Annotated in this window: 23 protein-coding genes; 7 read left to right on the forward strand and 16 right to left on the reverse strand. The window is 67.5% G+C overall.

Annotated elements, in window-relative coordinates:
• Positions 1-18: 18 nt before the first annotated feature.
• Together nusA and rimP are read right to left on the reverse strand one after the other, a co-directional pair.
• The gene (gene nusA, locus FL625_RS05075) at positions 19-1,629 is read right to left on the reverse strand and encodes a transcription termination factor NusA (RefSeq protein WP_149587533.1); all 1,611 of its coding nucleotides are present in this window, start codon (positions 1,627-1,629) and stop codon (positions 19-21) included.
• 12 nt (positions 1,630-1,641) lie between these two features.
• Positions 1,642-2,247: a ribosome maturation factor RimP gene (rimP, locus tag FL625_RS05080; RefSeq protein WP_149587534.1), complete on the reverse strand. Its 606-nt coding sequence runs from the start codon at positions 2,245-2,247 to the stop codon at positions 1,642-1,644.
• Positions 2,248-2,448: 201 nt separating this feature from the next.
• On the opposite strand from rimP, the gene FL625_RS05085 reads away from it, so the two are divergent.
• A complete protein-coding gene (locus FL625_RS05085) occupies positions 2,449-2,961 on the forward strand; it encodes a hypothetical protein (protein WP_149587535.1) in 513 nt (170 codons plus the stop codon).
• A gap of 47 nt (positions 2,962-3,008) precedes the next feature.
• On the opposite strand, the gene FL625_RS05090 is transcribed toward FL625_RS05085, so the two are convergent.
• From FL625_RS05090 to FL625_RS05100, 3 genes are all read right to left on the reverse strand, one after another.
• A complete protein-coding gene (locus tag FL625_RS05090) occupies positions 3,009-3,509 on the reverse strand; it encodes a hypothetical protein (RefSeq protein WP_149587536.1) in 501 nt (166 codons plus the stop codon).
• A gap of 24 nt (positions 3,510-3,533) precedes the next feature.
• The gene (locus FL625_RS05095) at positions 3,534-3,827 is read right to left on the reverse strand and encodes a YcgJ family protein (RefSeq protein ID WP_149587537.1); all 294 of its coding nucleotides are present in this window, start codon (positions 3,825-3,827) and stop codon (positions 3,534-3,536) included.
• A 130-nt stretch (positions 3,828-3,957) separates the two neighbouring features.
• The gene (locus tag FL625_RS05100) at positions 3,958-4,584 is read right to left on the reverse strand and encodes a class I SAM-dependent DNA methyltransferase (RefSeq protein ID WP_149587538.1); all 627 of its coding nucleotides are present in this window, start codon (positions 4,582-4,584) and stop codon (positions 3,958-3,960) included.
• A 158-nt stretch (positions 4,585-4,742) separates the two neighbouring features.
• Between FL625_RS05100 and FL625_RS05105 the strand changes: the two genes are divergently transcribed.
• Positions 4,743-6,563, forward strand: a complete 1,821-nt coding sequence (locus FL625_RS05105) for an autotransporter assembly complex protein TamA (protein ID WP_149587539.1) — start codon at positions 4,743-4,745, stop codon at positions 6,561-6,563.
• Positions 6,563-10,087, forward strand: a complete 3,525-nt coding sequence (locus FL625_RS18540) for a translocation/assembly module TamB domain-containing protein (protein ID WP_149587540.1) — start codon at positions 6,563-6,565, stop codon at positions 10,085-10,087. Before FL625_RS05105 ends, FL625_RS18540 begins: the two co-directional genes overlap by 1 nt.
• On the opposite strand, the gene FL625_RS05115 is transcribed toward FL625_RS18540, so the two are convergent.
• From FL625_RS05115 to FL625_RS05145, 7 genes are all read right to left on the reverse strand, one after another.
• Positions 10,081-10,290 (reverse strand): hypothetical protein, encoded by a 210-nt coding sequence (locus FL625_RS05115; RefSeq protein WP_149587541.1) that lies wholly within the window; start codon positions 10,288-10,290, stop codon positions 10,081-10,083. The two genes, FL625_RS18540 and FL625_RS05115, sit on opposite strands and share 7 nt — an antisense overlap.
• Before the next feature lie 169 nt (positions 10,291-10,459).
• On the reverse strand, positions 10,460-11,095 hold the full coding sequence (locus FL625_RS05120; protein WP_149587542.1) for a YjbF family lipoprotein: 636 nt from the start codon (positions 11,093-11,095) through the stop codon (positions 10,460-10,462).
• A gap of 35 nt (positions 11,096-11,130) precedes the next feature.
• A complete protein-coding gene (locus FL625_RS05125; RefSeq protein ID WP_149587543.1) occupies positions 11,131-13,233 on the reverse strand; it encodes a YjbH domain-containing protein in 2,103 nt (700 codons plus the stop codon).
• A 128-nt stretch (positions 13,234-13,361) separates the two neighbouring features.
• Complete coding sequence (locus FL625_RS05130) at positions 13,362-13,823, reverse strand: MarR family winged helix-turn-helix transcriptional regulator (protein WP_149587544.1); 462 nt, start codon at positions 13,821-13,823, stop codon at positions 13,362-13,364.
• The gene (locus FL625_RS05135) at positions 13,820-14,650 is read right to left on the reverse strand and encodes a carbon-nitrogen hydrolase family protein (RefSeq protein WP_149587545.1); all 831 of its coding nucleotides are present in this window, start codon (positions 14,648-14,650) and stop codon (positions 13,820-13,822) included. The genes FL625_RS05130 and FL625_RS05135 overlap by 4 nt, the downstream gene beginning before the upstream one ends.
• Positions 14,650-14,907, reverse strand: coding sequence for a glutaredoxin 3 (grxC, locus tag FL625_RS05140; RefSeq protein WP_149587546.1), 258 nt, complete (start codon positions 14,905-14,907; stop codon positions 14,650-14,652). Before grxC ends, FL625_RS05135 begins: the two co-directional genes overlap by 1 nt.
• A gap of 33 nt (positions 14,908-14,940) precedes the next feature.
• Positions 14,941-15,663, reverse strand: a complete 723-nt coding sequence (locus FL625_RS05145; RefSeq protein WP_149587547.1) for a ComF family protein — start codon at positions 15,661-15,663, stop codon at positions 14,941-14,943.
• Positions 15,664-15,686: 23 nt separating this feature from the next.
• Between FL625_RS05145 and FL625_RS05150 the strand changes: the two genes are divergently transcribed.
• The 3 genes from FL625_RS05150 (at position 15,687) to lhpI (ending at position 19,545) form a co-directional block, all read left to right on the forward strand.
• Positions 15,687-16,526, forward strand: a complete 840-nt coding sequence (locus FL625_RS05150; RefSeq protein WP_149587548.1) for a methyltransferase domain-containing protein — start codon at positions 15,687-15,689, stop codon at positions 16,524-16,526.
• A 52-nt stretch (positions 16,527-16,578) separates the two neighbouring features.
• The gene (gene hemH, locus FL625_RS05155) at positions 16,579-17,679 is read left to right on the forward strand and encodes a ferrochelatase (protein ID WP_149587549.1); all 1,101 of its coding nucleotides are present in this window, start codon (positions 16,579-16,581) and stop codon (positions 17,677-17,679) included.
• 135 nt (positions 17,680-17,814) lie between these two features.
• On the forward strand, positions 17,815-19,545 hold the full coding sequence (gene lhpI / locus FL625_RS05160; RefSeq protein WP_149587550.1) for a cis-3-hydroxy-L-proline dehydratase: 1,731 nt from the start codon (positions 17,815-17,817) through the stop codon (positions 19,543-19,545).
• A gap of 61 nt (positions 19,546-19,606) precedes the next feature.
• Here the strand turns inward: lhpI and FL625_RS05165 are convergent, their stop codons facing one another.
• Complete coding sequence (locus FL625_RS05165; RefSeq protein WP_149587551.1) at positions 19,607-20,197, reverse strand: L,D-transpeptidase; 591 nt, start codon at positions 20,195-20,197, stop codon at positions 19,607-19,609.
• 179 nt (positions 20,198-20,376) lie between these two features.
• Here FL625_RS05165 and dalA point away from each other — a divergent pair, with 179 nt between their 5' ends.
• Positions 20,377-20,883 (forward strand): divisome-associated lipoprotein DalA, encoded by a 507-nt coding sequence (dalA, locus tag FL625_RS05170; RefSeq protein ID WP_149587552.1) that lies wholly within the window; start codon positions 20,377-20,379, stop codon positions 20,881-20,883.
• Positions 20,884-20,933: 50 nt separating this feature from the next.
• Here the strand turns inward: dalA and FL625_RS05175 are convergent, their stop codons facing one another.
• The 3 genes from FL625_RS05175 to FL625_RS05185 form a co-directional block, all read right to left on the reverse strand.
• Positions 20,934-21,428, reverse strand: coding sequence for a L,D-transpeptidase family protein (locus FL625_RS05175; protein ID WP_149587553.1), 495 nt, complete (start codon positions 21,426-21,428; stop codon positions 20,934-20,936).
• Between the two features lie 90 nt (positions 21,429-21,518).
• Positions 21,519-22,733, reverse strand: a complete 1,215-nt coding sequence (locus FL625_RS05180; RefSeq protein ID WP_149587554.1) for a class I SAM-dependent RNA methyltransferase — start codon at positions 22,731-22,733, stop codon at positions 21,519-21,521.
• The gene (locus tag FL625_RS05185) at positions 22,730-24,586 is read right to left on the reverse strand and encodes an ABC transporter ATP-binding protein (protein WP_149587555.1); all 1,857 of its coding nucleotides are present in this window, start codon (positions 24,584-24,586) and stop codon (positions 22,730-22,732) included. Before FL625_RS05185 ends, FL625_RS05180 begins: the two co-directional genes overlap by 4 nt.
• Positions 24,587-24,648: the final 62 nt, after the last annotated feature.

Genomic DNA, 24,648 nt, shown 5'->3' on the forward strand with positions numbered 1-24,648 from the left:
TAACCCCGAGGCCTGAAATCAGGCCTCGGCCTCCTCGTCGTCGGCAGCCTCTTCTTCCGGCTGCTCCAGTTCCGCAGGATCGACCCAGCCCAGCATGACGCGCGCGGTCATGATGAGGTTCTGCGCCTCTTCCAGCGACATGTCGAACTTTTCCAGGACGCCCTCGTCCTTCTTGCGCTGGCCGTTCTCCGTGGTCCAGCCGCCGGCCAGTTCCCAGTCGGCACAGGTGGCGAAATCTTCCAGAGTCTTGATCCCGTCCTGGGCCAGAGCCTCGAGCATCTGCGGCGTCAGGCCCTCGAAGTTGACCAGGCTGTCCTCGACTCCCAGCTTGCGGGCGTTTTCCAGCGCCTTGGCATTGGCCGCATCGAGATAATCGCGGGCGCGGGCCTGAAGTTCGGCCGCCGTGTCCTCGTCGAAGCCGTCGATGGACAGAAGTTCGTCCAGATCGACATAGGCGACTTCCTCCAGATTGGTGAAACCCTCGGAGACCAGAAGCTGGGCCATCATCTCGTCCACGTCGAGCGAATCCATGAACAGCTTGGTGCGCTCGGCGAATTCGGCCTGGCGGCGCTGCGATTCCTCGGCTTCGGTCAGGATGTCGATGTCGAGGCCGGTCAGCTGCGATGCAAGCCGCACGTTCTGGCCGCGACGACCGATGGCGAGCGACAGTTGCTCATCGGGGACGACGACCTCGATCTTGCCGGCTTCCTCGTCGAACACGACCTTCGAGACCTCGGCCGGTTGCAGCGCGTTCACCAGGAAGGTCGCGATGTCCTGGTTCCACGGGATGATGTCGATCTTTTCGCCCTGAAGCTCGTTCACGACGGCCTGCACGCGGCTGCCGCGCATGCCGACGCAGGCGCCCACGGGGTCGATGGAGTTGTCGTAGCTGATGACGGCGATCTTGGCGCGGCTGCCCGGATCGCGGGCGACGGCCTTGATCTCGATGATGCCGTCATAGATTTCCGGCACTTCCATCTTGAAGAGTTCCGCCATGAACTGCGGGTCGGTGCGCGACAGGAGCACCTGCGGCCCGCGCGGTTCGCGGCGGACGTCCTTGATGTAGCAGCGGATGCGGTCGCCGATGCGGTAGGCCTCGCGGCCGATCTTCTCGTTCCGGCGCAGGATGCCCTCGCCCCGGCCGATGTCGACGATGATGTTGCCGTATTCCTCACGCTTGACGGCGCCGTTGATGATCGTGCCCTTGCGGTCCTTGAATTCCTCGTACTGGCGGTCGCGTTCGGCCTCGCGCACCTTCTGCAGGATGACCTGCTTGGCCGATTGCGCGGCGATGCGGCCCAGATCGACGGGGGGAACCTCGTCCACGATCTCGTCGCCGACCTTGGGATCAGCCAGGTAGGACTTCGCCTGTTTCACCGTCAGCTGGGCGTGGTGGTTTTCCACCGCGTCGTCCTCGACCACGGTGCGGACGCGGGTGAAGGTCGCGCGACCGGTCTTGCGGTCGATCTTGACGCGGATGTCCATCTCGGCGCCGTAGCGCGACTTGGCGGCCCGGGCGAGGCTGTCCTCCATCGCCTGGATCACCAGATCCGGGTCGATCATCTTTTCGCGCGCCACGGCTTCGGCGGTCTGCAGAAGCTCCAGCTGGTTGGCGGAGGTGATTGCCATGGGTCTCTCTCCCTAGTGTTTCGTCTCGGGGGCGGGATCTTCTTCCTCGTCCCCGTCAGTTTCCTCGATCTCGTCGAACTGGCCGTCAGTGGGTTCGGCTACCTTCTTCTGGCGCAGCATCTCGGCGATCAGCGCATCGGTCAGGACCAGCTTCGCGTCCGACAGCCAGTCGAACTTGAGCCCGATGGTGACCTCTTCGCCCGCGTCCTCGATGGTGATGAGGACCTCATCCCCATCGACCCCCGCCAGATCGCCCTTGAAGCGGCGGCGGCCGTCGATCAGTTCGGTCGTCTCGACCCGGGCTTCCCAGCCCTTCCAGGTCGCGAAATCCTTCAGCCGGGTCAGCGGCCGGTCGATTCCGGGGGAGGAGACTTCCAGAATATAGTTGTCCTCCAGCGGGTCTTCCACGTCCAGCACTGCAGATACCGCGGTGGAGATGTCGCCGCATTCGTCCACGCCGATCCCGCCCTCGGGCCTGTCGGCCATGATCTGCAAGACGCGCGTCTTGCCACCCATCAGCCGCAGGCGGATGAGTTCGTAGCCCATGCCTTCGATCACCGGCTGGACGATGTCGGCAAGGCGGCGGTCGATGGCGGTTTTCGCGACGAGATCGGTCATCAGGGTTCCAAAACGAAAAAGCGGACCAGGCGGCCCGCTCGCATCTTCCGGTAGCTTCGAGTTTGGACCCCGAAACCGCTGTTGGCGTCGATATAGGCCGTTGACCCGAGGGATGCAAGGCCGTTCTCCCCGACCCCGAAGCCTTTTCCCCCGATCGACCTGTATTATCCTTGACTCGTGCCGACCACGAAGAGGCTGCCCATGGTGCCCGTCAACACAGGATGCGAGCCGTCATATGTGCTGAACATCGCTCAGTTCGAGGCGGTGGAACGGCCGATCGGCTTCGCCATGCTGAACGCCATCCTGGCCATCCAGCTGGATCTTCAGAGAACGGTAAAGCTCAGGCCCGAGGAATGCATGGTGTTCCTCGTCATCGTTGCCGCCACCGTCCAGAGGTTCATGCGGGCACCCTCCGCCCGCGAAGCGCTGCTGACCCGCCAGCAGCTCCCGCCCGAATATCGTGGCCACATCTCGCGCCGCCGGATTGCCGAAGCCCTTGACCTGCCCGTCGAAACGGTGCGCCGTCATGTTGACCGACTGCTTGCGCGGCAACTGGTGGTCGAAAGGGGGCGCGGTCAGATCTCGACCCCGGGCGGAACCCTCGCCAGGTTCAGCGAGAACGGCACCACGCTGTCGGTCGCGCGACAGTTCCTCGGGGTGGTCAGGACGATGGACCGACTCGGCGCGCTGTCGAGGACGCGGACCATGCCCTGAACCTGCGACGCCCCGAGGCAACGGGGCGCCGCTGCGGTCCGACCGGATCACTGGGCGGGCATCAGAACCGTGATACGGCCTTCGGTATCCTCGGTCAGTTCGTCCCTGATCTCGGCGCCGCGGGCACAGAAGCGCGCAGGGTCATAGGCCGCGACTGCGGTCAGACCGCCGAGGCTCATCGCATAGGCCCCCATCACCATGTCCACGGCCAGATTGTTCTGACCCTCCTCCGTCATCCCCTGGAGGCCGGACAGGATATCGGATATCACCGCCGCGAATTTCGTTTCATCGACGGCATAGCCGTCGCAGTTCTCGGCCAGCGCGCGCTGCTGCGCGACGATCAGGAGACGCAGGCTGTCGCCCGGCGACAACAGGCCCGACTGCTCGGTCATGATGCGCTCGAGCGCCTTGGTGTTCACCGCCTTCTCCATCCGCGCGACCGGATCGATGGTCGCGGGATCGACCGGGGTCTGGGCTTCTTCCGCCGACACGGGCAGCGCGGCCAGCAGGCTTGCCGCTGCCAGAACGAGGATATGACGAGACTTCATGGTTTTCCTTTCCGTGCCAAGGGGTCAGATGCCGAAGATCCGCCGGGTCCAGCGATAGGAGAAGTGCCCGTCCTTGAAGCACTGTTTGGGCTTCGGCAGGCAGATCACGCCCTGGGCCGGGCTGAACGGATCGCCGTAACGGTCTTCGTCCCAGCCGTCCGGGTCGTTCTTGGCCTTGGCAACCGCGACGCCAAGGATCGCCAAGGCCGCAAGCGCGCGGGCGATGTCTTCCTTGTCGGGCTTGGCCGCAACGGGAGCCGGCATCGCCACCAGCGCCGCAACGGCCATCGCGGCGATACCACCTTTCAGAATCCTCATGCTTGATCCTCCTTAAGCTTCCTGGCCGCACGGCACGGCCGGACCCGGGCCTGCACAGAGTGAAGATAGCCAAGAGAATCATGTCGTTCTTCAAGACATGACCCGGATCGGGTCATGTCCTTCCCGGGACTCAGATCCGGCGGAACACCATCACCAGGCCGCGGTCGTCCTTGTGCGGATGGTCCGCGCACTCGTAGATCGGGATGTCGCGCCAGGCGACCGGGGTGATCCGGCCATGCGCCACCATCCGGGCAAGTTCCGAGCCGAAGCCGGCCCCGTCCAGCACCGGGCCGATGGTGCCGCAGGCAAAGACCGCGCCGGGGCGGGTGATGCGCAGAAGCTCGGGGAAACATTCCGGGCCGACATGGCCATGGGTGAAGGTGCCGCAGCTGACGATGGCGTCATAGCTCGCGTCGGGGATGTCCAGGGCCTTGGTCAGGTCGCCCAGCATCAGGTTCCGGTAAAGGCCCTTCGGTCGCGCGACCTCCAGCATCTCGGGCGTGATGTCCAGCGCGTCCACCGTCAGTCCGCGCAGGTGTTCCGCCACCAGGCCCGTGCCCGCGCCGATGTCCAGGATTTCGGCCCCTTCGGCGATCTCGCCCTTCAGGATCGCCGCGATCTCGCGAGGGGCGATGTAGCCCCAGGCCGCGCCGAAGCTTTCGTCGTAGGTCTCCGCCCAGTCGCCATACATGCGGCGGGCGTCCTCGGGACCGTTGATCCGGTAGGCTTCGTCCAGGTCATAGGCGTCTTCGGTCATCTGCAATCCTCCAGCTTCGCGGCGGTGATGCTACGATCCTGTCACAGGCTGATGACGGCTTGAGGGAACCGGAGGCTTGCCGACCGGCTTTCCCCCGATTGAAGGGTCCGGCACAAGCTGCAATAGTCCGGGGAATGCAGGGAAAGGGGTCAGGCTGGATGCACGCCGGTCCGAAGACATCGCGGCTCCGGTGCGCGCTTGGCCTTCTGGTCGGGGTGCTGGCGGCATCCCCCGTGCTGGCGCTGGAGCGGCTGGACATCTCGGTCGCCGGCGGATCCGAGGAACTGACGAAGGCGGTGACCGAGGCGGCGATGGTTCGGTCGCTGCAACAGCAGGGCCAGACCGATCCGCAGGACCTGCTGGCGGCGGCGCGGTCGGATTACGCGCATATCCTTGCGGCGCTTTATGCCAGGGGCCACTATTCGGTCGACATCCGCATCCTGATCGACGGGCGCGAGGCGGCGGCGATCCCTGCGCTCGAGGCGCCGCGTGCGATCTCGACCATCCGTATCCTGGTGGACCCAGGCCCGCCCTTCCGGTTCGGCCAGGCGCGAATCGCCCCCCTCGCGCCGGGGACCGAGCTGCCCGAAGGCTTCCGCACCGGCGCTCCGGCGGAAAGCGGCCAGGTGCAGTCGGCGGTCGATGTCGCCATCGCCGCCTGGCGCGAGGCCGGCCATGCCAAGGCCTTCGTCGGACAGGAGCGGGTGCTGGCCGATCACGCCGCCCGGCGGATCGACGCCGATGTCGGCCTGACGCCAGGTCCGCGCCTGCGCTTCGGGCCGCTCACCATCACCGGGGAACAGCGCATGCGCGAGGCGCGCATCCGCAAGATCGCCGGCCTGCCCGAGGGCGAGACCTTCAGCGAGACCGAACTGCGCCGGGCCGAGACGCGGCTGCGCCGCACCGGCATCTTCTCGTCCGTCGCGCTGACCGAGGACGACCGGATCACCGCGCCGGACCTTCTGGGCATCACCGCGACCGTGGTCGAGCAGAAGCCGCGCCGCTATTCGCTGGGTGTCGAAATAGCCAGCCTGGACGGCCTGTCGCTTTCGGCCGCCTGGCTGCACCGCAACCTTCTGGGCGGGGGCGAAAGGCTGGGGATCAAGGGCGAGATCACCAACATCGGCACCAGCCTCAGCGGCATCGATTACGGGCTGGAGGTGACGCTCGACCGCCCCGCGACGCTGAGTGCGGACACCTCGGCCGGTCTGGTGCTGAGCTACCGGCACGAGGACGAGATCGACTACAACCTTGACGCCTTCAGCTTCGGCTTGCGGTTTTCCCACGTGTTTTCCGAACAGCTGACGGCGCGGGCCGGGCTGACCTATGACACCGCTAGGGGGCGAGACCCCGGCGGACGGTTCGACTTCCGCAACCTGTCGCTGCCCGCGGGACTGACCTGGGACCGACGCGACGTGGCGACGGATCCGACGAAGGGCTTCTACATCGATGCGACAGCCAAGCCCTTCCTGGGCTTCGGCACCACCGGATCGGGCTTGCGCGCCACGCTGGACGGGCGCATCTATCGCAGCCTCGGCTCCGGGGGCCGTTTCGTGCTTGCGGCGCGGGCGCAGGCCGGGGCGGTCTTCGGCCCGGCGCTGCTGGAAACGCCGCGCAGCGACCTGTTCTTCTCGGGTGGGGGCGGCACGGTGCGCGGCCAGCCCTATCGCTCGCTGGGGGTTGCCATAACGCGGGGTTTCGGGCCGCAGTTCCTGATCGGCGGCAACCGATTCCTTGCCGCCTCGGTGGAACTGCGCGCCAGCGTGACCGAACGGATCGGGGTGGTCGGCTTTGTCGACTGGGGCAGCATCGGGGTGGATGGCTTCTCGGGTGATCTGGCCAATTCCCATGCCGGGGCCGGGCTGGGGCTGCGCTATGACACCGGGCTTGGCCCGATCCGGCTGGACGTGGCGGCACCGATCAGCGGCACCACCGGCGACGGGGTGCAGATCTATGTCGGCCTGGGGCAGTCCTTCTGATGCGGCGCGCGCTTGCCTTCGCCCTCTGCCTGCTCGCCCTGCCCGCCCAGGCGCAAGAGCAGGACGACCGCGACTACCTGACCGCCTTTCTGGAAGACACGCTCTCCGGTGCGGGGCGCAAGGTCACGGTGACGGGCTTTGCCGGCGCGCTTTCGGCCCAGGCCACGATCGAGCAGCTGACCATCGCCGACGACCAGGGCATCTGGATCACGCTGAACGGCGTTGTGCTGGACTGGTCGCGCTCGGCGCTTCTGTCGGGCGAGGTGGTGGTCAACGAACTGTCCGCCGACGAGATCATCGTCGCCCGTGCGCCCGTCGGCTCGGCCGAGGCTGTGCCCGCGCCCGAGGCGGCCGGGTTCAGCCTTCCCGAACTGCTGGTCTCGATCGATATCGAGAAGGTCGCCGCCGACCGGATCGAGCTGGGCACCGATCTGCTTGGCCAGCCGGTCACCGGCACGCTGTCGGCCTCGCTGCAACTGGCCGGGGGCGAGGGGCAGGCGGTGCTGGACCTGATCCGCACCGGCGACGGCCCCTCGGGCGAGGTGCGGCTGGACGCGGCCTATGCCAATGCGACGCGAGAACTGAAGCTGTCGCTCCGGGCCGAAGAGGCGGCGGGCGGGATCGCGGCCAGCCTGCTGGGCATCCCCGGCGCACCCTCTGCGCAGTTGCAGGTCGAGGGGCAGGGGCCGATCGACGATTTCGCGGCCGATGTCTCGCTGGCAACGGATGGTGCCGACCGGCTGACCGGCACGGTCACGCTGCGGGCCGAGGACGGCGGGAACCGCCTTGGTGCCGACCTTGCGGGGGATCTCGCGCCGATGCTGGCGCCGGACCTGGTGGATTTCTTCGGCACCGAGGTCGGCCTGAAGCTCGACGCCTGGCGCAGCGCCGGCGGGCGGGTGCGGGTGGACCGTTTCGACCTGGCCGCGCGGTCGCTGGCCCTGACCGGCGCGGCCGAGATCGCGGCGGATGGCGTGCCCGAGCGGCTGGAGGTCAGCGGTCGCCTCGTCGCGCCGGACGGGGCGCCGGTGGTGCTGCCGCTGGCCGACGGGACGAAGGTCAGCAGCGCCGATTTCCAGTTGAGATCCGCGCAGGGCGATGCCGACAGCTGGTCGGGCAGCCTGTCGGTGCGGGGGCTGGACCGGCCCGACCTGAAGATCGCCGACCTTGCGGTCACGGGCTCGGGCCGGATCGGGCGCAGCGCGGCGGGGCGGAGCTTCGGCGGCACGCTGAGCGGAAGCGCCTCAGGCCTTCAGCCCTCCGACCCCGCCCTGGCCGAGGCGCTGGGCCCGGCGCTGACCGGCGGGCTGCGATTCTTCACCCGCGAAGGCGCGGGCGCGCTGCAACTGACCGACATCCGGCTGGAAGGCGCGGGCCTGACCGGAACCGGCGCGGTGCGGATCGAGGGGCTGGACCAGGCCTTGCGAATGACCGGCAAGCTGGCCGTCGAGGCCGCGGATTTCTCGCGCTTCTCGCGGCTGGCAGGCCGTCCGCTGGGCGGGGCGGGGCGGCTGGAGGTGTCGGGCGAGGCAAGCCGGCTGTCGGGCGTCTTCGATGCCGAGATCGCCTTCGACGGCTCCGGTCTGTCGATCGGTCAACCCGAGGCGGACCGGCTGCTTTCCGGGGCCTCGCGGCTGACCGCCTCGGTCCGGCGGGACGAGACGGGCACGGCCCTGCGCAGCCTGGATCTGAAGGCGGGGGCCTTGCGGGCGAGCGCGAGCGGCCGGCTGGCCTCGGCCGGGTCGGACTTGACGGGAACGGTCAGCCTTGCCGATCTGTCGGCGCTCCGGGCGGGCTATGGCGGTGCGGTGACGCTCGAGGGCCGCTTCACCGGCACGCCCGAGGCCGGGGCGATCAGGCTGACGGGGCAGGGCCGGTCACTGCGCATTGGCAACGCCGAAGCGGATCGGCTGTTGGCCGGGCAAAGCAATCTCGACCTCGACCTTGGCCTGAACGGGGGGGTGATCCAGGTTCGCTCCGCCCGGTTGCAGAACCCGCAACTGTCCGCCACGGCGCAGGGCGAGATCACCGGCGAGGTGCGGCGGATCACGCTGGACGCGCGGCTGGCGAACCTGGGGCTGATCGTGCCCGAAGTCTCGGGCCCGCTGACCGTGGCCGGAACGGCGGTGCAGGACGCGGCGGGCTATCGGCTCGACCTGCGCGGCAACGGGCCGGGCCAGTTCGCCGCCCGGGTCGAGGGGCGGGTGGCGAACGATTTCCGCACCGCCGACCTCGCGACCAACGGCTCGGGCGAGGCGGGGCTTGCGAACCTGTTCCTTTCGCCGCGGTCCGCCTCGGGACGGGTCGGCTATGACCTGCGGCTGAACGGGCCGCTGGCGCTGACGTCGCTTTCGGGGCGTGTCACCCTGTCTGACGGCCGCATCTCTGACCCGGAACTGGGTCTGTCCCTGCAACAGGTGCAGGCCATCGGGCAACTGGCGGGCGGGACGCTGCAGCTTTCGGCGACCTCGGGCCTGTCCTCGGGCGGGCGGCTGCGGGTGGACGGGCCGATCCGGCTGAACGGGCGGCAGGAGGCCGACCTGAGCATCGCCCTCGACGGGCTGCGGCTTTACGATCCCGAGTTGTATGAAACGCGGGTCAGCGGCAATCTGGCATTGCGCGGGCCGCTGGCCGGCGGGGCGGTGCTGTCCGGTGCGCTGCAACTCGGAGAAACCGAGGTGCTGGTGCCGGCCTCGGGATTCAGCTCGGCCGATGCCTTGATGAACATCCGCCATGTCCGCGACACGGCGCCCGTGCGCGACACCCGGCGCAAGGCGGGCCTTCTGGACGCCATCGCCGCCGCGTCGCGTGATGCGGCGCCAGCCCGGGCACTCGGGCTGGACCTGACGATCACCGCCCCCGCCCGGGTCTTCGTCCGCGGCCGGGGGATCGACGCCGAGCTTGGCGGCAGCCTGCGGCTTCTGGGCACGACGTCGGACGTCCGTCCGGCAGGGGGCTTCAGCCTGATCCGCGGCCGGATCGACATCCTGGGGCGGCGCCTGGTCCTGTCGCGCGCCGATCTGGCGATGGAGGGCAGCCTGATCCCGCAGATCAGCATTGCGGCGGATACCGAAAGCGACGGCATCGTCAGCACGGTCACCGTCGAAGGACCGGCCAACGACCCCGTTGTCCGGTTCACCTCCTCTCCCGACCTGCCGCAAGAGGAAGTCCTGGCGCGGCTTCTCTTCGGGCGGGGCCTCGACAACATCTCGGCCCTGCAGGCCGCGCAACTGGCGAATGCGGTCGCCATTCTTGCCGGACGCAGCGGTGTGGGCCTGGTGGGCAACCTGCGCCGGACCTTCGGGCTGGACGATCTGGACGTGACGACTTCCGAGGACGGCTCCGCCGCGCTGAAGGCCGGGAAATACATCAAGGACAATGTCTATACCGAGATCGAGGTCGATCAGGAGGGCAAGAGCCGGATCAACCTGAACCTCGACCTCAGGAAGGGGCTCACGGTCAAGGGCAGGATCGGGGCCGACGGCGAGACCGGGATCGGAGTCTATCTCCAGCGCGACTACTGATCGCCCTCGTCGTCCCCATCCGGTCCGCACATCACCACGCAAAGGAACAGGGGCACCACAAGCCAGGGCAGCCAACCCTTGCTGGAGGACGACGCCTCCTTCACCTCGGGCTCCGGTTCCTCGACGACGACGACCGGGCCGCCGGCCAGGGCCGGGGCGGCAAGACAGGCGACACAGAGGCTCAGCGCGATCAGGGGCTTCATGCGGCCCTCGCAGGCTGTCGTTCTGCCCGCCAGTCTGGGGCAAATACCGACGATTCGCACCCATTCGTTGCCTGTCAGGCCCAGATTGCAGCGGGATGCGCTGATCCTGCACCCTCCCGACCAGGGCCGCGGAAGCGCCCGTGCGGCGACGAGGGGCCCGGCCCGGTGGTCAGTCGATGACCTTCTCGAACTCCAGGTAGCCGACCCCGTTGCTGGCCCATTGCCGGGATTTTCGCACGGTGTTGCCTTCGATCCAGTAGTCGTTGGTCACCTTGCCATTGGGTCGAGTGCAGGTCTCGGTCACATGGGTAACCCCATGCGACTTGCCCAGGATCTCGACCCTCTCTGCGCCGACGACCACGGCGGCACAGTCGTAGGTCCGCCGCGTTCCGGCGTCGTCCGGGCCGAGGAAGTAGTAGATGCGCTGGTAGCTGGCCGCGCCTTTCAGCTGCGCCAGCGCGGGAGCATCGGCCGACATCAGGTCGGCCCCGAGACCGCGGGTCTGGATCAGCACGCCATTGCGGAGCGAGAAGTTGGCCTGCCCCTGCGCAGTCCAGGTCACGACATCGGCCTTGGTATCGGCAATCGTCAGCAGGGCATCTTGCCCCAGCGCCTGGGCTTTGACCCGCAAGACGGGTTTGCCATAGGCTTCAAGCTCCTCTCGCCCGGCAGGCTTTATGGGGCGCGCGGCTCCCGCGGCGCCCTTCCTTTCCTGGGAGACCGCGGATTTGGCCATCTGACCGACCGCAGCAACCAGAGGGTTTCCGCCGCCGCCGTCATTGCCGCAGGCGCCAAGCAGCGCCATCAGGGCGATGGCTGCAATCGCTTTCTTTGGAAATCTCACCGCCAGACCCTTCCCCAATCGGGGTCAAGTCCATCGGTGTGATACTCCCGGATCGACTCGTAGAGCCGCCCGTCCACATCGACCCGCGCGCCGCCATCGCCGCTGCCCGGACGCAGGGTCATGCCGAAGCCTCGCCGCGTCTCGGTGCCAAGTGCCCAGTTGAAGGGAATGGTGAACCGGATGCCCTTGTCGAAACCGCTTTCACCAAAGTCCTCCGCGCTGACATCCGTCACAGTGGCGAAGGCCCCGACCCTCCAGCCGTTCGCGAAGACGCGGTCGATCGAGATCGTCGCCCCGACATCGCCGGCAAGATACTTCCCGACGTCCAGCTGGCCGAGGAAGCCGTTGCCGAAGTCGTAGTAGGCCGACACATGGCCGGTCACGACGTCATAGTCATACTCGTCGAAGCCCAGGCCACCATCCGTATCGCGCTGCCGCGTGTAGTTGGCCTCGATTCCCAGGGCCAGCTGGCTGTCCACCGGCTTCCACAGAAGCTCGCCCGACACACCGGCATGCATGCGCTCCAGATAGCCCACCGTGATGCGGGAATAGAAATTCGGTGCCGGGCGCGCATACCAGGCGAAAGTCAGACGCTCCAGCGCCGGATCTCCGAACTCGGTGTAGAGCGATCCGTCGGTGCGGACATGCGGCAGGGGCGAGGTTGAGGGGCTGCCAAGATCGGTGTTGCTGACAAGCTGCTTGTACACCGAGCCCGCCACCACGAAACCCGGCGCGAAGTTGTAACTTGCCGAGAGGCGCAGGCCGATGTCGCCCTTTGCCGGTTCCGCCAGGCGCAGCGCCGGCCGCAGGCCCCAGGAGAACCTGGGGTACAGGTTCTCGTCGCCGATGGCATAGGCAGGGACCGGCCCCGCATCGGTGACGGTGACCCGCTCGCGCAGCAAGGTTGCATTGTCGGCGGTATACTCCAGCCCTTCCAGGTCGCTGCGGCGGATGGTGATCTTCGAGGCCCCCATGCCGTTGACCACGGGCACGATCTCGAACACCTCGACCGAGGCGGGCATGACATGGCTCAGCGCCCGCGCTGTCCGGCCCACGGCCTGCGAGCCCGCGTCGATCCGGCTGTTGCGGATGCGGACCTGCACGGTCGTCTCGGTGTAGGCGAGGTTCTCGACCGCAATTCCGTCGGCGGCAAGCCGCTTGGCCAGATTCTTGCGCAGGATCGACCCTGCATCCGCTTGCGTCACCCAGCCGCCGTCATAGGCATCGGGGTCTGTTGCCCTCGACGGGCGTGCCTTGACAGGGGCGGGGGCAGCGCCGGCGATCCCGCCGGTCAGGCGGCTTTTCGGGTCAAGGATCACATGGAAGGTCAACCCGATCTCCGAGCCGTAAAGCGAATAGACCCCGAAGCGCATGTTGGGATTGCGCTGATACTCGAAGCCGAAGTTGAACGGGCTATCGCGATCGAACAGTCCGCGCACCTCGTCCTCGGTCACATAGGCGTCTGACGAATACTCGCCCTTGAAGGTCCAGGTGTCGCTGATCCTGTATTCGACGCCCGCGAAGGGCGCCGCATCGCCGCGGAACCATTGGTCGGCGTTGGGCGTGCCGGTCGGGCTGACCGGCGGGCGGTCGCCGAAGGGCGCCCCGATGCTGCCGTAACTGCCCAGCCGGCCCCAGCCGAGGCCCGCCGTAACCTTCAGCCGGTCGCCGAAATTCTTCGTCGCCGCGACATACTCCGAAGAGAACAGCCCCTGTCCGGTCATGTCCTGCAGGCCGATGGTCAGGGCAGGGCGCCAGGTCCCTTCCTTCAGGATCTGGTAGCGCAGGTCGATGCTGCGGTCGGTTTCCTTGCTGTCACCTGGGATTACCGTGTCCCAGTCGCGCCAGGTCTGGAAGCGGAATGATGCAGACAGCCGCTCGCTGAACTGGAAGCTGAAGGTCGTGCGAGTGATCGGGCCTGCCAGCGAGGTGCTGAAGGAGAAGGTCGCATCCTTCTGCGCCTCGCCCGACGGCATGTCGATCAGGCCGGTTGCCCCGTTGATATTCAGCGTGCCCGTGCTTTCGGCATGCGCCGGCGCAACGGTCAGCGCGGTGCTCGCGGCAAGCAGGGCAAGCAGGCGGAATTGCAGGATGTGCATGATGACCAGACCCGGGATGTCGGTGCAGTCTATGCGAAGATCGGGCGATCAGGGCAAGGGGCTTCGACGGGGAAGCCGGCACAATATCGGGGATATCGGCATTTCCGCCAACACGGCCGCCGGCCCGGTCAGGTGCTTTCGCTTTCCAGGCTGATCCGAAGTTCCCGCAGGACGGGCAAGAGAGCGCGCACCTTCTCGGGGCCGATCGACTGCACGACCTCGGCAATCAGCGGCACCACGCTGGCCACGGCTCCGTCGCGCGCCGCCCGGCCGCTGGGACTGATCGCGACGAACTTCTGCCGCGCGTCCTCCCAGTCGGGGCGGATGTGGACATGCCCGGCCCATTCCAGCTTGGCCAGCGTGTTGGTCATCGCGCCGCGGGTGACGTGGAAGGCCCGCGCCAGTTGCGCCGGAGTGCGTTCGTCGTTGATGCGCGCCAGATGGTTCAGCACGCCGAAATGCGACAGTTCCATCCCCTTCGGCAGCACCTTGGAAATGCGGTTCCGCGCCAGCTGATCTGCCATGAACAGTTCGCCGAACAGCGCGACCGCGATGTCATCCGCCTTGTCGCTTCCCTTCTCGCCGCTCATGGCCCCTCGAAGCTCCGGTCATGCCACAGAGACGGCACCCGACCGCGCGCCTTCTCGACCTCGGCCAGGTCCAGATCGACCAGCGTCACCCCCGGCTCGGTTCCGGCATCGGCCAGCACTTCGCCCCAGGGGGCAATGGCCAGGGAATGGCCATGGGTTCGACGGCCCTTGCCGTCGGCTTCGGGGTGGAACCCGGTCTGCGCCGGGGCCAGCACGAAACAGCCGGTCTCGATGGCGCGGGCGCGCAGCAGGGTCTCCCAATGCGCAGCACCGGTGATGTGGTTGAAGGCGGCCGGCACGGTGATGATCTGCGCCCCGCCCTGCGCCAGTCGCCGATACAGCGCCGGAAAGCGCACATCGTAGCAGACCGTCATGCCGATCTTCGCGAAAGGCGTCTCGGCTACGACCGCCCGCGCGCCCGGCCGGTAGCCTTCGCTTTCGCGATAGACCTCGGTCGCCGAGACATTGACATCGAACATGTGGATCTTGTCGTAGCGCGCGGCAATCCCGCCGTCCGGCGCGATCAGGAAGCTGCGGTTGGCAAAGCGACCGTCCGCGTCATGGGTCAGAAGGCCCAGCGAGCCGATCAGAAGCCAGATGCCCGCCGCCCGCGCCTCGGCCCGCAGCGCGGCCAGCGTCGGGTCGTCGTCCTCATGCCGGAACACGCTGCGCTGGTGAGTCCGGCTGGAGGACAGGCCGTTCGTCAGTTCCGGGGTCAGGACGAGACCCGCACCCGCAGCGGCGGCCTGACGCACAAGGCCGACCGTCACCGGGAGGTTCGCCTCCGGGTCGTCGGTGACGGTCAGCTGGACCAGGCCCGCGCGCATCACGCGGCCAGGAGCGGATCAAGCTTGCCGGCGCTGTCCAGCGCATATAGGTCGTCGCAACCGCCGACATGCACCTCGCCGACGAAGATCTGCGGCACGGTGCGGCGGCCGTTGGCGCGCTGGACCATGGCCTCGCGCAGCGCCGGGTCGCGGCTGACGTCGATCTCGGCGAAGGCCACGCCCTTCTTCTGCAGCAGCCGCTTGGCCGCGTGGCAATAGGGGCAGATGGGGGTGGTATAGATTTCGACCGGACGCATCGGGGCACCTCTTTCGCGCCCGAATATAGGGGTTCAGCCGTCTTTCGCAACGCGCGCCAGCGCCAGCACCGAAACCGACCGGGCGCCCGAGGCAATCAGCGCCTCGGTCGCAGCGGCAAAGGTCGCGCCCGAGGTCATCACGTCATCGACCAGCAGGATGTCGCGGTCCCGCACCCGCATCACGCGCGCCTTCGGCACGACGAAGGCGTCCAGCAGATTGGCAAAGCGCGCCTCGCGTCCCTTGCCGTCCTGGGTGCCGGTGGGCCGGCGGCGGGTCAGGGCGTCCGGGCAATGCTCCAGACCCGTCGCGCGCGCGATGCCCCGCGACAGAAGCGCCGCCTGATTGTAGCGACGCCGGAACAGCCGCATCCAGTGCAGGGGCACCGGCACGACCAGCATCCCCGGCCGCAGGATCGGCTGCGCCGAGCGGGCCATCCAGTCCGATGCCGGTCGCGCCAGATCCATCCGGTCGCCATGCTTGAGCGCCAGCACCAGGTTTCGGGCGTTTCCGTCATAGATCAGCGTGGCCCTTCCCCGGTCCCAGGGGCGTTTGACGGTCATGCAGTCGTCGCACAGCGCCCGCTCCTCGCTGTCCGGTCCGGGAAGCGGCGTTCCGCAACCGTCGCAGACGAGGCCGGCGATGAACGGGGTCTCGCGCCAGCAGTCGGCGCAGAGGCCGAAATCGGACTGCACCGGCGCCGCGCAGGACAGGCACTGCGGCGGGTAGATCAGATGCAGCGCGCCTTGCAATCCCATCCCTGCCTCCTAATGTCCCGCCGATGACCGAAGCCCCGATCCTGACCGACCGTACCGCACTGGCCCGCCACCGCGCCCGCGCCCGAACCCTGCCCGATCATGGTCCGGCGATGTTCCTGCATCGCCTCGCCCTGACCGACATTCAGGAAAGACTCACCGAGGTTAACAGAACCTTTACGGCGCCGGCCGTGGTGAGCGGATTCCCCGAAATCTGGCGGGATCTGCGCCCGGACGCCCGGCAGGTTGCCGATGACGACCTGCTGGACATGGTTCCTGGCGCGCATGACCTGGTGATCCACGCGATGGGTCTGCACTGGGCGAACGACCCACTGGGCCAGCTGGTACAATGCCGCCGCGCGCTGCGACCTGATGGTCTTTTCATTGCCGTCCTGCCCGGCGGGCGCAGCCTGCAGGAGTTGCGGACAAGCCTCGCCGAAGCCGAGGCCCGCGTGACCGGCGGGCTGTCTCCCCGCGTGCTGCCGATGGCCGAGATCCGCGACCTCGGGGGGCTGATGCAACGTGCGGGCTTCGCCTTGCCGGTCGCCGACAGCCTTGTGCAGACCGTCGAGTATCGCGATTTCGGGGCGCTGATGTCCGACCTCAGGGCCGCAGGGGAAACCAATGCCCTGGCTGGCCGGCTGCGCCGCTTCACCTCCCGTTCCGTGCTGGCGGCGGCCGCGGAAGTCTATGCCGGAACCTTTGTCACGGCGGAGGGGCGACTGCGTGCGACGGCCGAGCTTGTGTTCCTGACCGGATGGGCACCGCATGACAGCCAGCAAAAGCCGCTGCGCCCGGGTTCGGCCAGATCGCGGCTGGCTGATGCTCTGGGCGTTCCCGAGGGCCGACTGCCCAAAGATGGTTGACCCTGCCGACCCAGCCCTTATGTCCCGTGCTGAACCAGAGGGAAGGACTGACATGCCGGATGACCGGACGAAAGCCGCTGCGGCGGAGGAAGTGCGTCCCGGCGAGGGTCGGCTGGCCCATGCGCCGGCCGATCATCCGCCGGTGCGCCGGGCACGGGTCGGGATCCTGCTGGCGAACCTGGGCACGCCGGATGCCTACGACTACTGGTCGATGCGGCGCTATCTGAACGAGTTTCTCTCGGACAAGCGGGTCGTCGATTACCCCAGCTGGAAATGGCAACCGCTGTTGCAGCTGATCATCCTGTCGAAGCGTCCCTTCACCTCGGGCGCGAACTACAGGCTGATCTGGAACGAAGAGCTGAACGAGAGCCCGCTTCTGACCATCACCAAGGCGCAGACGGCGGCGATCGCTGCGGCGATGGCCGAACGGCACGGGGCCGAGGTGATGGTCGATTTCTGCATGCGCTACGGCAACCCCTCGACCGAGTCGAAAGTCAGGGCCATGGTCGATGCGGGATGCGAGAAGATCCTGTTCTTCCCCCTCTACCCCCACTACGCCGGCGCCACCTCGGCCACGGCGAACGACCAGTTCTTCCGGGCACTGATGAAGGAAAAGCGGCAGCCGGCGGTGCGGACCGTGGCCGAATACTTCGACCACCCGCTCTACATCGACGCGCTGGCCAGGTCGGTCGAGACGGCCTATGCGGCGCTGGACCACCGGCCGGACGTGCTGGTGGCCAGCTACCACGGGATGCCGAAACGCTACCTGATGGAGGGCGACCCCTACCACTGCCAGTGCGCCAAGACGACCCGTCTTCTGCGCGAGAGGCTGGGGTGGGAGAAGGGGTCGATCGACACCACTTTCCAGTCGGTCTTCGGGCGCGAGGAGTGGCTGCGGCCCTACACGGTCGAGCATGTGGCAGAGCTGGCGAAGCAGGGAAAGAAGCGGATCGCGGTGATCGCCCCGGCTTTTTCCGCGGACTGCATCGAGACACTGGAGGAGATCAACGGCGAGATCCGCGAGGCCTTCGAACATGCCGGCGGCGAGGTCTTCACCTACATCCCCTGCCTGAACGACGATGCGGCCCATATCGAGGCCCTGGTGGCGGTGATCGAAGAGAACCTCGGTGGGTGGTTGCCCCGGAAGGGGTGACGTGTCCACAGTGGACAGACCCGATATTCCTGTTCAAGACCAATAGGTTGCCAGAATCCGTTAGGGCGGTCTTAACCTTTTCGGAACCCGCGTGCTAGCCTACCCCGAGCCAGAGGGTGGAGGGGCGAGGGCGGAATGCCGTGGTCGATGCTGAGCGGGAAGGCCCTGATCACGGGGCGGGCAAGCGGGCCGGTGCTGCATGCGGATGTCGGGCTCAGCTTCATGGGCGGAGTCGATGCAGCCACGGGACGGGTCACCGACGTCCACCATCCGCTGTGCGGCGAGTCGGTCGCGGGGAAGGTGCTGGCCATTCCGAGTGGACGGGGGTCCTGCTCGGGCAGCCTGGTGATCTTCGAACTGTTGATGAACGGCCACGCCCCGGCAGCGCTGGTCTTTCGGCACAAGGAAACGATCCTAACGCTGGGCGTGCTGATCGCAGGAGAGCTGTTCCATCGCGCAATTCCGGTGCTGCAACTGGACGAGGCCGGATTCGCGGCCCTTTCCGGTGTCAGCCACGCGCGGATAGAAGGCGACACGCTCTGGTCCGCCGAGGGGCCGATGGACCTGCCCGCAAGCTTTGACCTGCCGCGGCCCGATCCGGCCGATTTCCGGCTGAGCGAGCTGGACTGCCGCCTTCTGGCCGGAGACTTCGGCGAGGCCGCACAGACGGCGATGCGGATCGTCCTGCAAACCGCGCGGATCGAGGGCGCGACCGAACTGGTCGACGTCGACATGGCGCATCTTGACGGCGTGTTCTACCAGGGACCGGCCGGTCTGAAGTTTGCCCGCAGGCTGTGCGATATGGGGGCAAGGGTCCGGGTGCCGACGACGATGAACGCGCTCTGCGTCGACCGGCGGCAATGGCGGGCGCAAGGCGTACCGGCGGTGGTGGGCGAAGGCTCGGATGCGCTGGCCGATGCCTATGTCGAGATGGGCGCAAGACCGACCTACACCTGCGCGCCCTATCTGCTTGAGCCGAGGCCCAGGGCTGGGCAGAACATCGCCTGGGGCGAGTCCAACGCGGTGATGTTCGCCAATTCGGTGTTGGGCGCGCGGACGCTGAAGTATCCGGATTATCTGGATGTCCTGGTCGCCCTGACAGGCCGCGCCCCGGCGGCCGAGTGCTATCTGGGCAGGGGCCGCCGCGCCGCAATCCGCATTGACCTGCCGCCGCTGCGGGACCTGGACGATCTGTTCTTCCCGCTGCTTGGCTATCACATCGGGAAGATCGCCACGAACGAGATACCTTTGATCTGCGGGCTTGAGGACCACGAGGTCGGCCACGACGACCTGAAGGCATTCGGCGCGGCCTTCGCCACTACCTCGGCGGCGCCGATGTTCCACATCCTGGGCATCACTCCCGAAGCCGGCACGGCAACGGCGGTGCTGGGGGACGATGTGCGCCATGTGCAGGTGTCGGTGCAGGATCTGGCCGAGACCTGGGCAGAGCTGAACATCGCGCGCACGCCGGATGTTGATCTGGTGGCGCTGGGCAATCCGCACTTCTCGCTGACCGAGATCGCGGCCCTGGCCCGACTGTGCGCAGGACGGCAGAAGGCGGAGGGCGTCCGGCTGACCGTGACCTGCGGGCGCGATGTCCACGAACAGGCACGCGCCGAAGGACTGATCGACACGATCAGCGCCTTCGGCGGCGAGGTGCTGAACGACACCTGCTGGTGCTTCATCGGAGAGCCCGTGGTGCCGAAGTCGGTGCGCAACATCGCCACCAACTCCGGCAAATACGCGCATTACGGCCCCCCGGCCGTGGGGAAGGGCTTTCACTTTGCCAGTCTGGCGCGGTGCGTCGAGGCCGCCTGCACGGGCCGGATCGACACGACGCTGCCCGCCTGGTGCCGTCGGGCCTGAAAACGCAAGGACCGCGCGGCATTGCGGCCGCGCGGTCCGGTTCCGGCCCGGTCGGGCGCGATCAGATCAGGCGGACCTGGGTGCCGACCTTCGCGAGTTCGAACAGTTCCTGGATGTGCTCGTTGTAGAGCCCGATGCAGCCGTTCGAGGACCGGCGGCCGATCTTGCGGGTGTCATGGGTGCCATGGATCCGGTAGGCCGGCCAACCCAGATAGAGCGCACGGGTGCCGAGCGGATTGTCTGGCGCCCCGCCCGGGACCATGTCGGGCCAGTCGGGATTGCGCTGCTTCATCGAGGCGGTCGGCCGCCAGGTCGGATTGACCACCTTCTGGATGACGGTGGTGAAGCCGCGACGGGTCAGTTCCTCGGACAGGGGAACCGAGGTTGGGTAGAGGCGATAGATCGACTGGTCCTCGGACCAGAAGTGCAGCGCGCGCGACGTGGTGTCGGCCAGGATCGCACCGTTGCGCAGGTTGTCGAAATAATCCTGCCATTGCAGGATGCGGAAGCTGGAGATGTTGTGACGGGTGGCCGTGGCCGGTTGCAGGAATTCGGTGGTTCCGTCCTGGGCCAGCGCGGGGAAGGCCACCAGACCGGCCACGCCCGCTGCACCGCCCAGAACCGCGCGGCGGCTGATCTTGCCGTTTGCCATGGCTGATACTCCGTAAGGTCTGTTCTCGACGGCCATATAGCGACTTTGTGACCGGGCCGCAAATCAAACGCCCGTCAGCATCCTGCCGATCGGCAAGAACCCCGTTTGAACCCGGCGCGCGCTTCCGCTAAGGAGAGCCGAACGGCCGCCCCCGGGGCGGCTCTGATCTGGTGGACCGAATGAACAGACGTATCTTCCTGCTTGCCGGCGCCGGCGTGACGCTGGCTGCCTGCGGAACTTCCAGCGCGCCCCAGCTGGGGGCTGACGGCAAGCCGTTGCCACAGGTCTACCGGATCGGCGATCCGCGCGAGGTGTCGTTCCGGTTCCTCGACGCGATGAATACCCTGCGCGCGGCCAAGTCGCTGCAGCCGGTGGCCTTCGACGCCAGCCTGAACGCGGCGGCCGAAACCCATTCGCGCGACATGTCGGTGCAGAACCGGCCCTGGCATTTCGGGTCCGACGGGTCTTCGCCCCTGGTGCGGGCGCAGCGCAGCGGTTTCACCGGGCGGCTGCTGGGCGAGAACATCTCGGAGACCTACGAGACCGAGCTGGAAACGCTGTCCTCGTGGATGGCGCAACCCGATACCCGGGTGGTCATCATGGACCCGCTGGCGACGAAGCTGGGCTTTGCCTGGTTCCAGGAGCCGGGCGGCAAGATCTGGTGGACGATGCTGACCGGGGCCTGAGCCCGGCAAGCATGGCTGTCGTGCGGGGGCCTTCGGGCCCCCTTTCGCGTTCAAGGCAGGATGTAGATCGGCGTTCCGGGCTTTACCATCGAATAGACGACCTCCATCTCCCGGTCGGTCAACGCGACGCAGCCCTCGGTCCAGTCCCGCCGCGACACCGGCCGGGTCGGCCCGCCGTGGATGAAGATGTCGCCGCCGGGTTTCTTGCCCTGCGCCTCGGCGAAGGCGATGTCGTTGGCGTTCGGATAGTCGATGCGCAGCGACAGGTGGAACTTGGAATTCGGGTTCTTGTGGCTGATCGTGTAGGCGCCTTCCGGCGTCTTGCCATCACCCTCGAACTGCTTGTGGCCCTCGGGCGCGAAGCCGAGAGCGATGTCATAGGCCTTCAGAACCTTGTCGTGGTGCAGAAGATACATGCGCCGGTCGGCCTTGTGGACCTGGATCTGGGTCACTTCGGGACCGCGGTACTTGCGGAACTTGGGATCTCCACAGCCCGAAAGGCCGATCACCGCCACGAGGATCGCCAGCCACCCGAAAATACGCATGCCCTTGCCCGCCTGTCTTTTTTTCCGATGGATAGCGGAAATCGGTCGATTTGCCTAGTGCGGCGAGAGCCGCAGGGCTTCACGGATTTGTCAGGCGCGCGACAGACGGGCGACAAGCTCGATGTGGGTGGACCAGCGGAACTGGTCGACGACCCGGATCCAGTCGAGCCGGTAGCCATGGTCCGACAGGACCCTCGCATCGCGGGCAAAGGTGACGGGGTTGCAAGACACGGCGGCGAGCACCGGGATGTCCGACCGCGCCAGCCGCTCGGTCTGAGCCTCGGCACCGGCGCGCGGGGGGTCGATGACGGCGCCGGTGAAGCCGCGCAGCTCGTCGGGTTCCAGCGGCCGCCGGAACAGGTCCCGCGTTTCCACCGAGATCCGGTGGAGATCCGGCGTGTTGCGCGCGGCGAGGTCCAGAGCCCTGGTCATCGCCGCGTCGCCCTCGACGGCATGCACCTCCATGTCGGTGGCCAGCGGCAGGGTGAAGGTCCCGACACCGCTGAACAGATCGAGGACCCGCTTCTGCGGGCCAAGCGCCTGGCGCACGGCGGCCAGAAGCGCCGCCTCGCCTTCGGCAGTGGCCTGAAGAAAGGCGCCGGGCGGGGCAACGACCATCGCCGTCCCCATGGCCAGCGCCGGGCGGTCACGCAGCGCCACGGTCTCGCCGTCCCAGGTCAGGCGCGAGAAGCCGTGCGCCTCGACCAGTCGGGCAAGGTCCATGCGCAGGGCGGCGTCCAGCGGCTTGCCGCCAGTGACGACGACATCCGGGCCGCCGCGGGTCAGGGTCACCTGCAGGGAAAGCTCGGTGGAGCGCGAGCCCCCGGTCTGGACCAGAGCTTGCAGGCCGGGAAAGGCTTCGAGGATGCCGGGGTGCAGAAGCTCGCAGTCGTGGATCTCGACAATCGTGTCCGAGGCCCGGGCGTGAAAGCCGATCAGCACGCCCCCTTTCGTCCGGCGGGCGGACAACGTGGCGCGGCGGCGGGAGCGGGCAGGTGAGGTGACGATCGGCAGGAACTCGGCCGTAAGTCCCTGACCGGCAAGCGCGGTCTGGACGACCTCCTGCTTCCATCGGGACACGAAGGGATCCGAGGCGTGTTGCAGCTGGCAACCGCCGCAGGCGCGGGCGTGGCGGCACGGGGGTTTGACCCGGTTGACAGAGGGGGTGATGATCTTCGGGTCCAGCAGGCGGTCGCCGTCGGGCGTGCCCTCGACCACTTCGCCCGGAAGGGTTCCGGGCACATAGACGGGACCCGGAGCGATGCCGTGCCCCAGGTGCCCGAGCCGTTCGATGGTGACGATCACTCTGCCGCTTCCGCCTGTTCGTCTTCGGTGCCGATGAAGCCGCCTGATTGCCGTTTCCAGTAGCGCGCGTAAAGCCCGTCCTTCGCCAGAAGCTCGTCATGGCTACCCATCTCGACGATCCGGCCACGGTCAAGAACGATGATCCGGTCCATCGCGGCGATGGTGGAGAGACGGTGCGCGATGGCGAGCACCGTCTTGCCCTGCATCACCCGGCCCAACGCCTCCTGGATCGAGGCCTCGACCTCGCTGTCGAGCGCGCTGGTCGCCTCGTCCAGCACCAGGATCGGCGCGTCCTTCAGGAAGGCGCGGGCAAGCGCGATGCGCTGGCGCTGGCCGCCCGACAGCTTGACGCCGCGTTCGCCGAGGAAGGCGTCATAGCCCTTGCGGCCCTGGTGGTCGTGCATGCCGGCGATGAATTCGTCCGCCTCGGCGGCGCGGGCGGAGGCGATGATCTCGTCCTCGGTCGCCTCGGGCCTACCGTAGGCAATATTGTCGCGCGCGCTGCGGTTGAACATCGCGGTTTCCTGCGTGACCATGCCGATCTGGCGGCGGAGGCTTTCCTGCGTGACATCGCGGACATCGAAGCCGTCGATGGTGATGCGGCCCTGTTCGGGGTCATAGAGGCGGAGGAGGAGCGAGACGAGCGAGGATTTCCCCGCCCCGCTGGCGCCGACGATCCCCAGTTTCTCGCCCGCGCGGATGGTCAGGTCGATGTCCCGGACCCCGCCCCGCTCGCGGCCATAGGCGAAGGTGACGTGATCGAAGCGGATCTCGCCCCGGATGCGGGGAAGGGGCTGGGCATCGGGGGCATCGGTAAGGGCGTGGGGAACCGAAAGGGTGCGCATGCCGTCCTCGACCTCGCCCACGCTGGTGTAGATCGACATGAGGGTAAAGCTGACCCAGCCGGACATCTGCGCGATGCGCAGCGCGATGGCACCGGCCGCCGCGATGTCGCCGGCCGAGGCGGCGCCCTGTTGCCAGAGAAGGACCGTGCCGCCGATCAGAAGGACGGGCAGGACGCCTGCGAGCAGCATCAGCGCAAAACGGAACCAGGTGGAGATGACGCCGAATTCGAGGCTGCGGTCGCGGAACACCTCCATCGCGTCGATGGCCACGCGGTCCTCGAAGGCGGCATGGGCGAAGAGCTTGACGGTCTTGATATTGGTGATCGTGTCCACCACCTGGCCCGAGACCATGGCGCGGGACGAGGCGCGGGCGGCGGAATTGACCCGGATCTTCGGCATGAAGAAGCGGATCAGGAGGATGTAGGCGACCAGCCAGACGGCAAGGGCTACTGCGGCCTTCCAGTCCACGGCGAGCAGGAAGGCGACCGAGCCGATGACCGAGGCGAGGGCGAAGCAGACGGTGTTGATGACTTCGGTCGCGACATCGGTGACGGCGCGGGCGGCCTGCATCTGTTTCTGCGCGATGCGGCCGGCGAAGTCGTTGTCGAAGAAGGTGACGGCCTGGCCGAGCGTCCAGCGGTGGAGCCGCGACAGGACCAGCGGCATCACGTTCGGCCCGATGACGATGCTGTTCGAGGCCGAGGAGACGGCGAAGGCAAGCGGTCGCAGGACGAGGTAGAAGCCGAGGAACCAGGCGACGAGGTGCCAGTGGGCGGCGAAGAAGTCGGTCGGGCCCGAATTGACGGCGGCGTCGATGACCCAGCCGAGGATGAGGGCCGAGACGACCTCGGTCACGCCGGCGAGGGAGGAGAGGACCCCGGCCACGACCAGCATCGGCCAGGACCCGGCCAGCGCCCAGCGCATGAAGGCGCCGAGGCGTTGCGGCGGCGGGCCGTCGGCGGGGCGGAAGGCGTCGATGAGGGAGCCGAGGCTTTGAAGCGCGCTCATGGGGGAGAGGTAGGCCGGTCCTTGGGGGGAAGCAAGTGTCAACGCCGCATGGACGGCAGGGT

This window comes from Tabrizicola flagellatus (assembly GCF_008271465.1).
Classification (GTDB): domain Bacteria; phylum Pseudomonadota; class Alphaproteobacteria; order Rhodobacterales; family Rhodobacteraceae; genus Tabrizicola; species Tabrizicola flagellata.

What these genes read in the sequence shown, in the direction of transcription:
- FL625_RS05090 (WP_149587536.1), bottom strand. Translation starts at nt 3,509, where the DNA reads ATGAAGTCTCGTCATATCCTCGTTCTGGCAGCGGCAAGCCTGCTGGCC.
- dalA (WP_149587552.1), top strand. Translation starts at nt 20,377, where the DNA reads ATGAACAGACGTATCTTCCTGCTTGCCGGCGCCGGCGTGACGCTGGCT.
- FL625_RS05165 (WP_149587551.1), bottom strand. Translation starts at nt 20,197, where the DNA reads ATGGCAAACGGCAAGATCAGCCGCCGCGCGGTTCTGGGCGGTGCAGCG.
- lhpI (WP_149587550.1), top strand. Translation starts at nt 17,815, where the DNA reads ATGCCGTGGTCGATGCTGAGCGGGAAGGCCCTGATCACGGGGCGGGCA.
- FL625_RS05105 (WP_149587539.1), top strand. Translation starts at nt 4,743, where the DNA reads ATGCACGCCGGTCCGAAGACATCGCGGCTCCGGTGCGCGCTTGGCCTT.
- FL625_RS05085 (WP_149587535.1), top strand. Translation starts at nt 2,449, where the DNA reads ATGGTGCCCGTCAACACAGGATGCGAGCCGTCATATGTGCTGAACATC.
- FL625_RS05125 (WP_149587543.1), bottom strand. Translation starts at nt 13,233, where the DNA reads ATGCACATCCTGCAATTCCGCCTGCTTGCCCTGCTTGCCGCGAGCACC.
- FL625_RS05150 (WP_149587548.1), top strand. Translation starts at nt 15,687, where the DNA reads ATGACCGAAGCCCCGATCCTGACCGACCGTACCGCACTGGCCCGCCAC.
- FL625_RS05135 (WP_149587545.1), bottom strand. Translation starts at nt 14,650, where the DNA reads ATGCGCGCGGGCCTGGTCCAGCTGACCGTCACCGACGACCCGGAGGCG.
- FL625_RS05095 (WP_149587537.1), bottom strand. Translation starts at nt 3,827, where the DNA reads ATGAGGATTCTGAAAGGTGGTATCGCCGCGATGGCCGTTGCGGCGCTG.
- rimP (WP_149587534.1), bottom strand. Translation starts at nt 2,247, where the DNA reads ATGACCGATCTCGTCGCGAAAACCGCCATCGACCGCCGCCTTGCCGAC.
- FL625_RS18540 (WP_149587540.1), top strand. Translation starts at nt 6,563, where the DNA reads ATGCGGCGCGCGCTTGCCTTCGCCCTCTGCCTGCTCGCCCTGCCCGCC.
- FL625_RS05120 (WP_149587542.1), bottom strand. Translation starts at nt 11,095, where the DNA reads ATGGCGCTGCTTGGCGCCTGCGGCAATGACGGCGGCGGCGGAAACCCT.
- FL625_RS05175 (WP_149587553.1), bottom strand. Translation starts at nt 21,428, where the DNA reads ATGCGTATTTTCGGGTGGCTGGCGATCCTCGTGGCGGTGATCGGCCTT.
- grxC (WP_149587546.1), bottom strand. Translation starts at nt 14,907, where the DNA reads ATGCGTCCGGTCGAAATCTATACCACCCCCATCTGCCCCTATTGCCAC.
- FL625_RS05130 (WP_149587544.1), bottom strand. Translation starts at nt 13,823, where the DNA reads ATGAGCGGCGAGAAGGGAAGCGACAAGGCGGATGACATCGCGGTCGCG.
- FL625_RS05115 (WP_149587541.1), bottom strand. Translation starts at nt 10,290, where the DNA reads ATGAAGCCCCTGATCGCGCTGAGCCTCTGTGTCGCCTGTCTTGCCGCC.
- hemH (WP_149587549.1), top strand. Translation starts at nt 16,579, where the DNA reads ATGCCGGATGACCGGACGAAAGCCGCTGCGGCGGAGGAAGTGCGTCCC.
- FL625_RS05185 (WP_149587555.1), bottom strand. Translation starts at nt 24,586, where the DNA reads ATGAGCGCGCTTCAAAGCCTCGGCTCCCTCATCGACGCCTTCCGCCCC.
- FL625_RS05145 (WP_149587547.1), bottom strand. Translation starts at nt 15,663, where the DNA reads ATGGGATTGCAAGGCGCGCTGCATCTGATCTACCCGCCGCAGTGCCTG.
- FL625_RS05100 (WP_149587538.1), bottom strand. Translation starts at nt 4,584, where the DNA reads ATGACCGAAGACGCCTATGACCTGGACGAAGCCTACCGGATCAACGGT.
- nusA (WP_149587533.1), bottom strand. Translation starts at nt 1,629, where the DNA reads ATGGCAATCACCTCCGCCAACCAGCTGGAGCTTCTGCAGACCGCCGAA.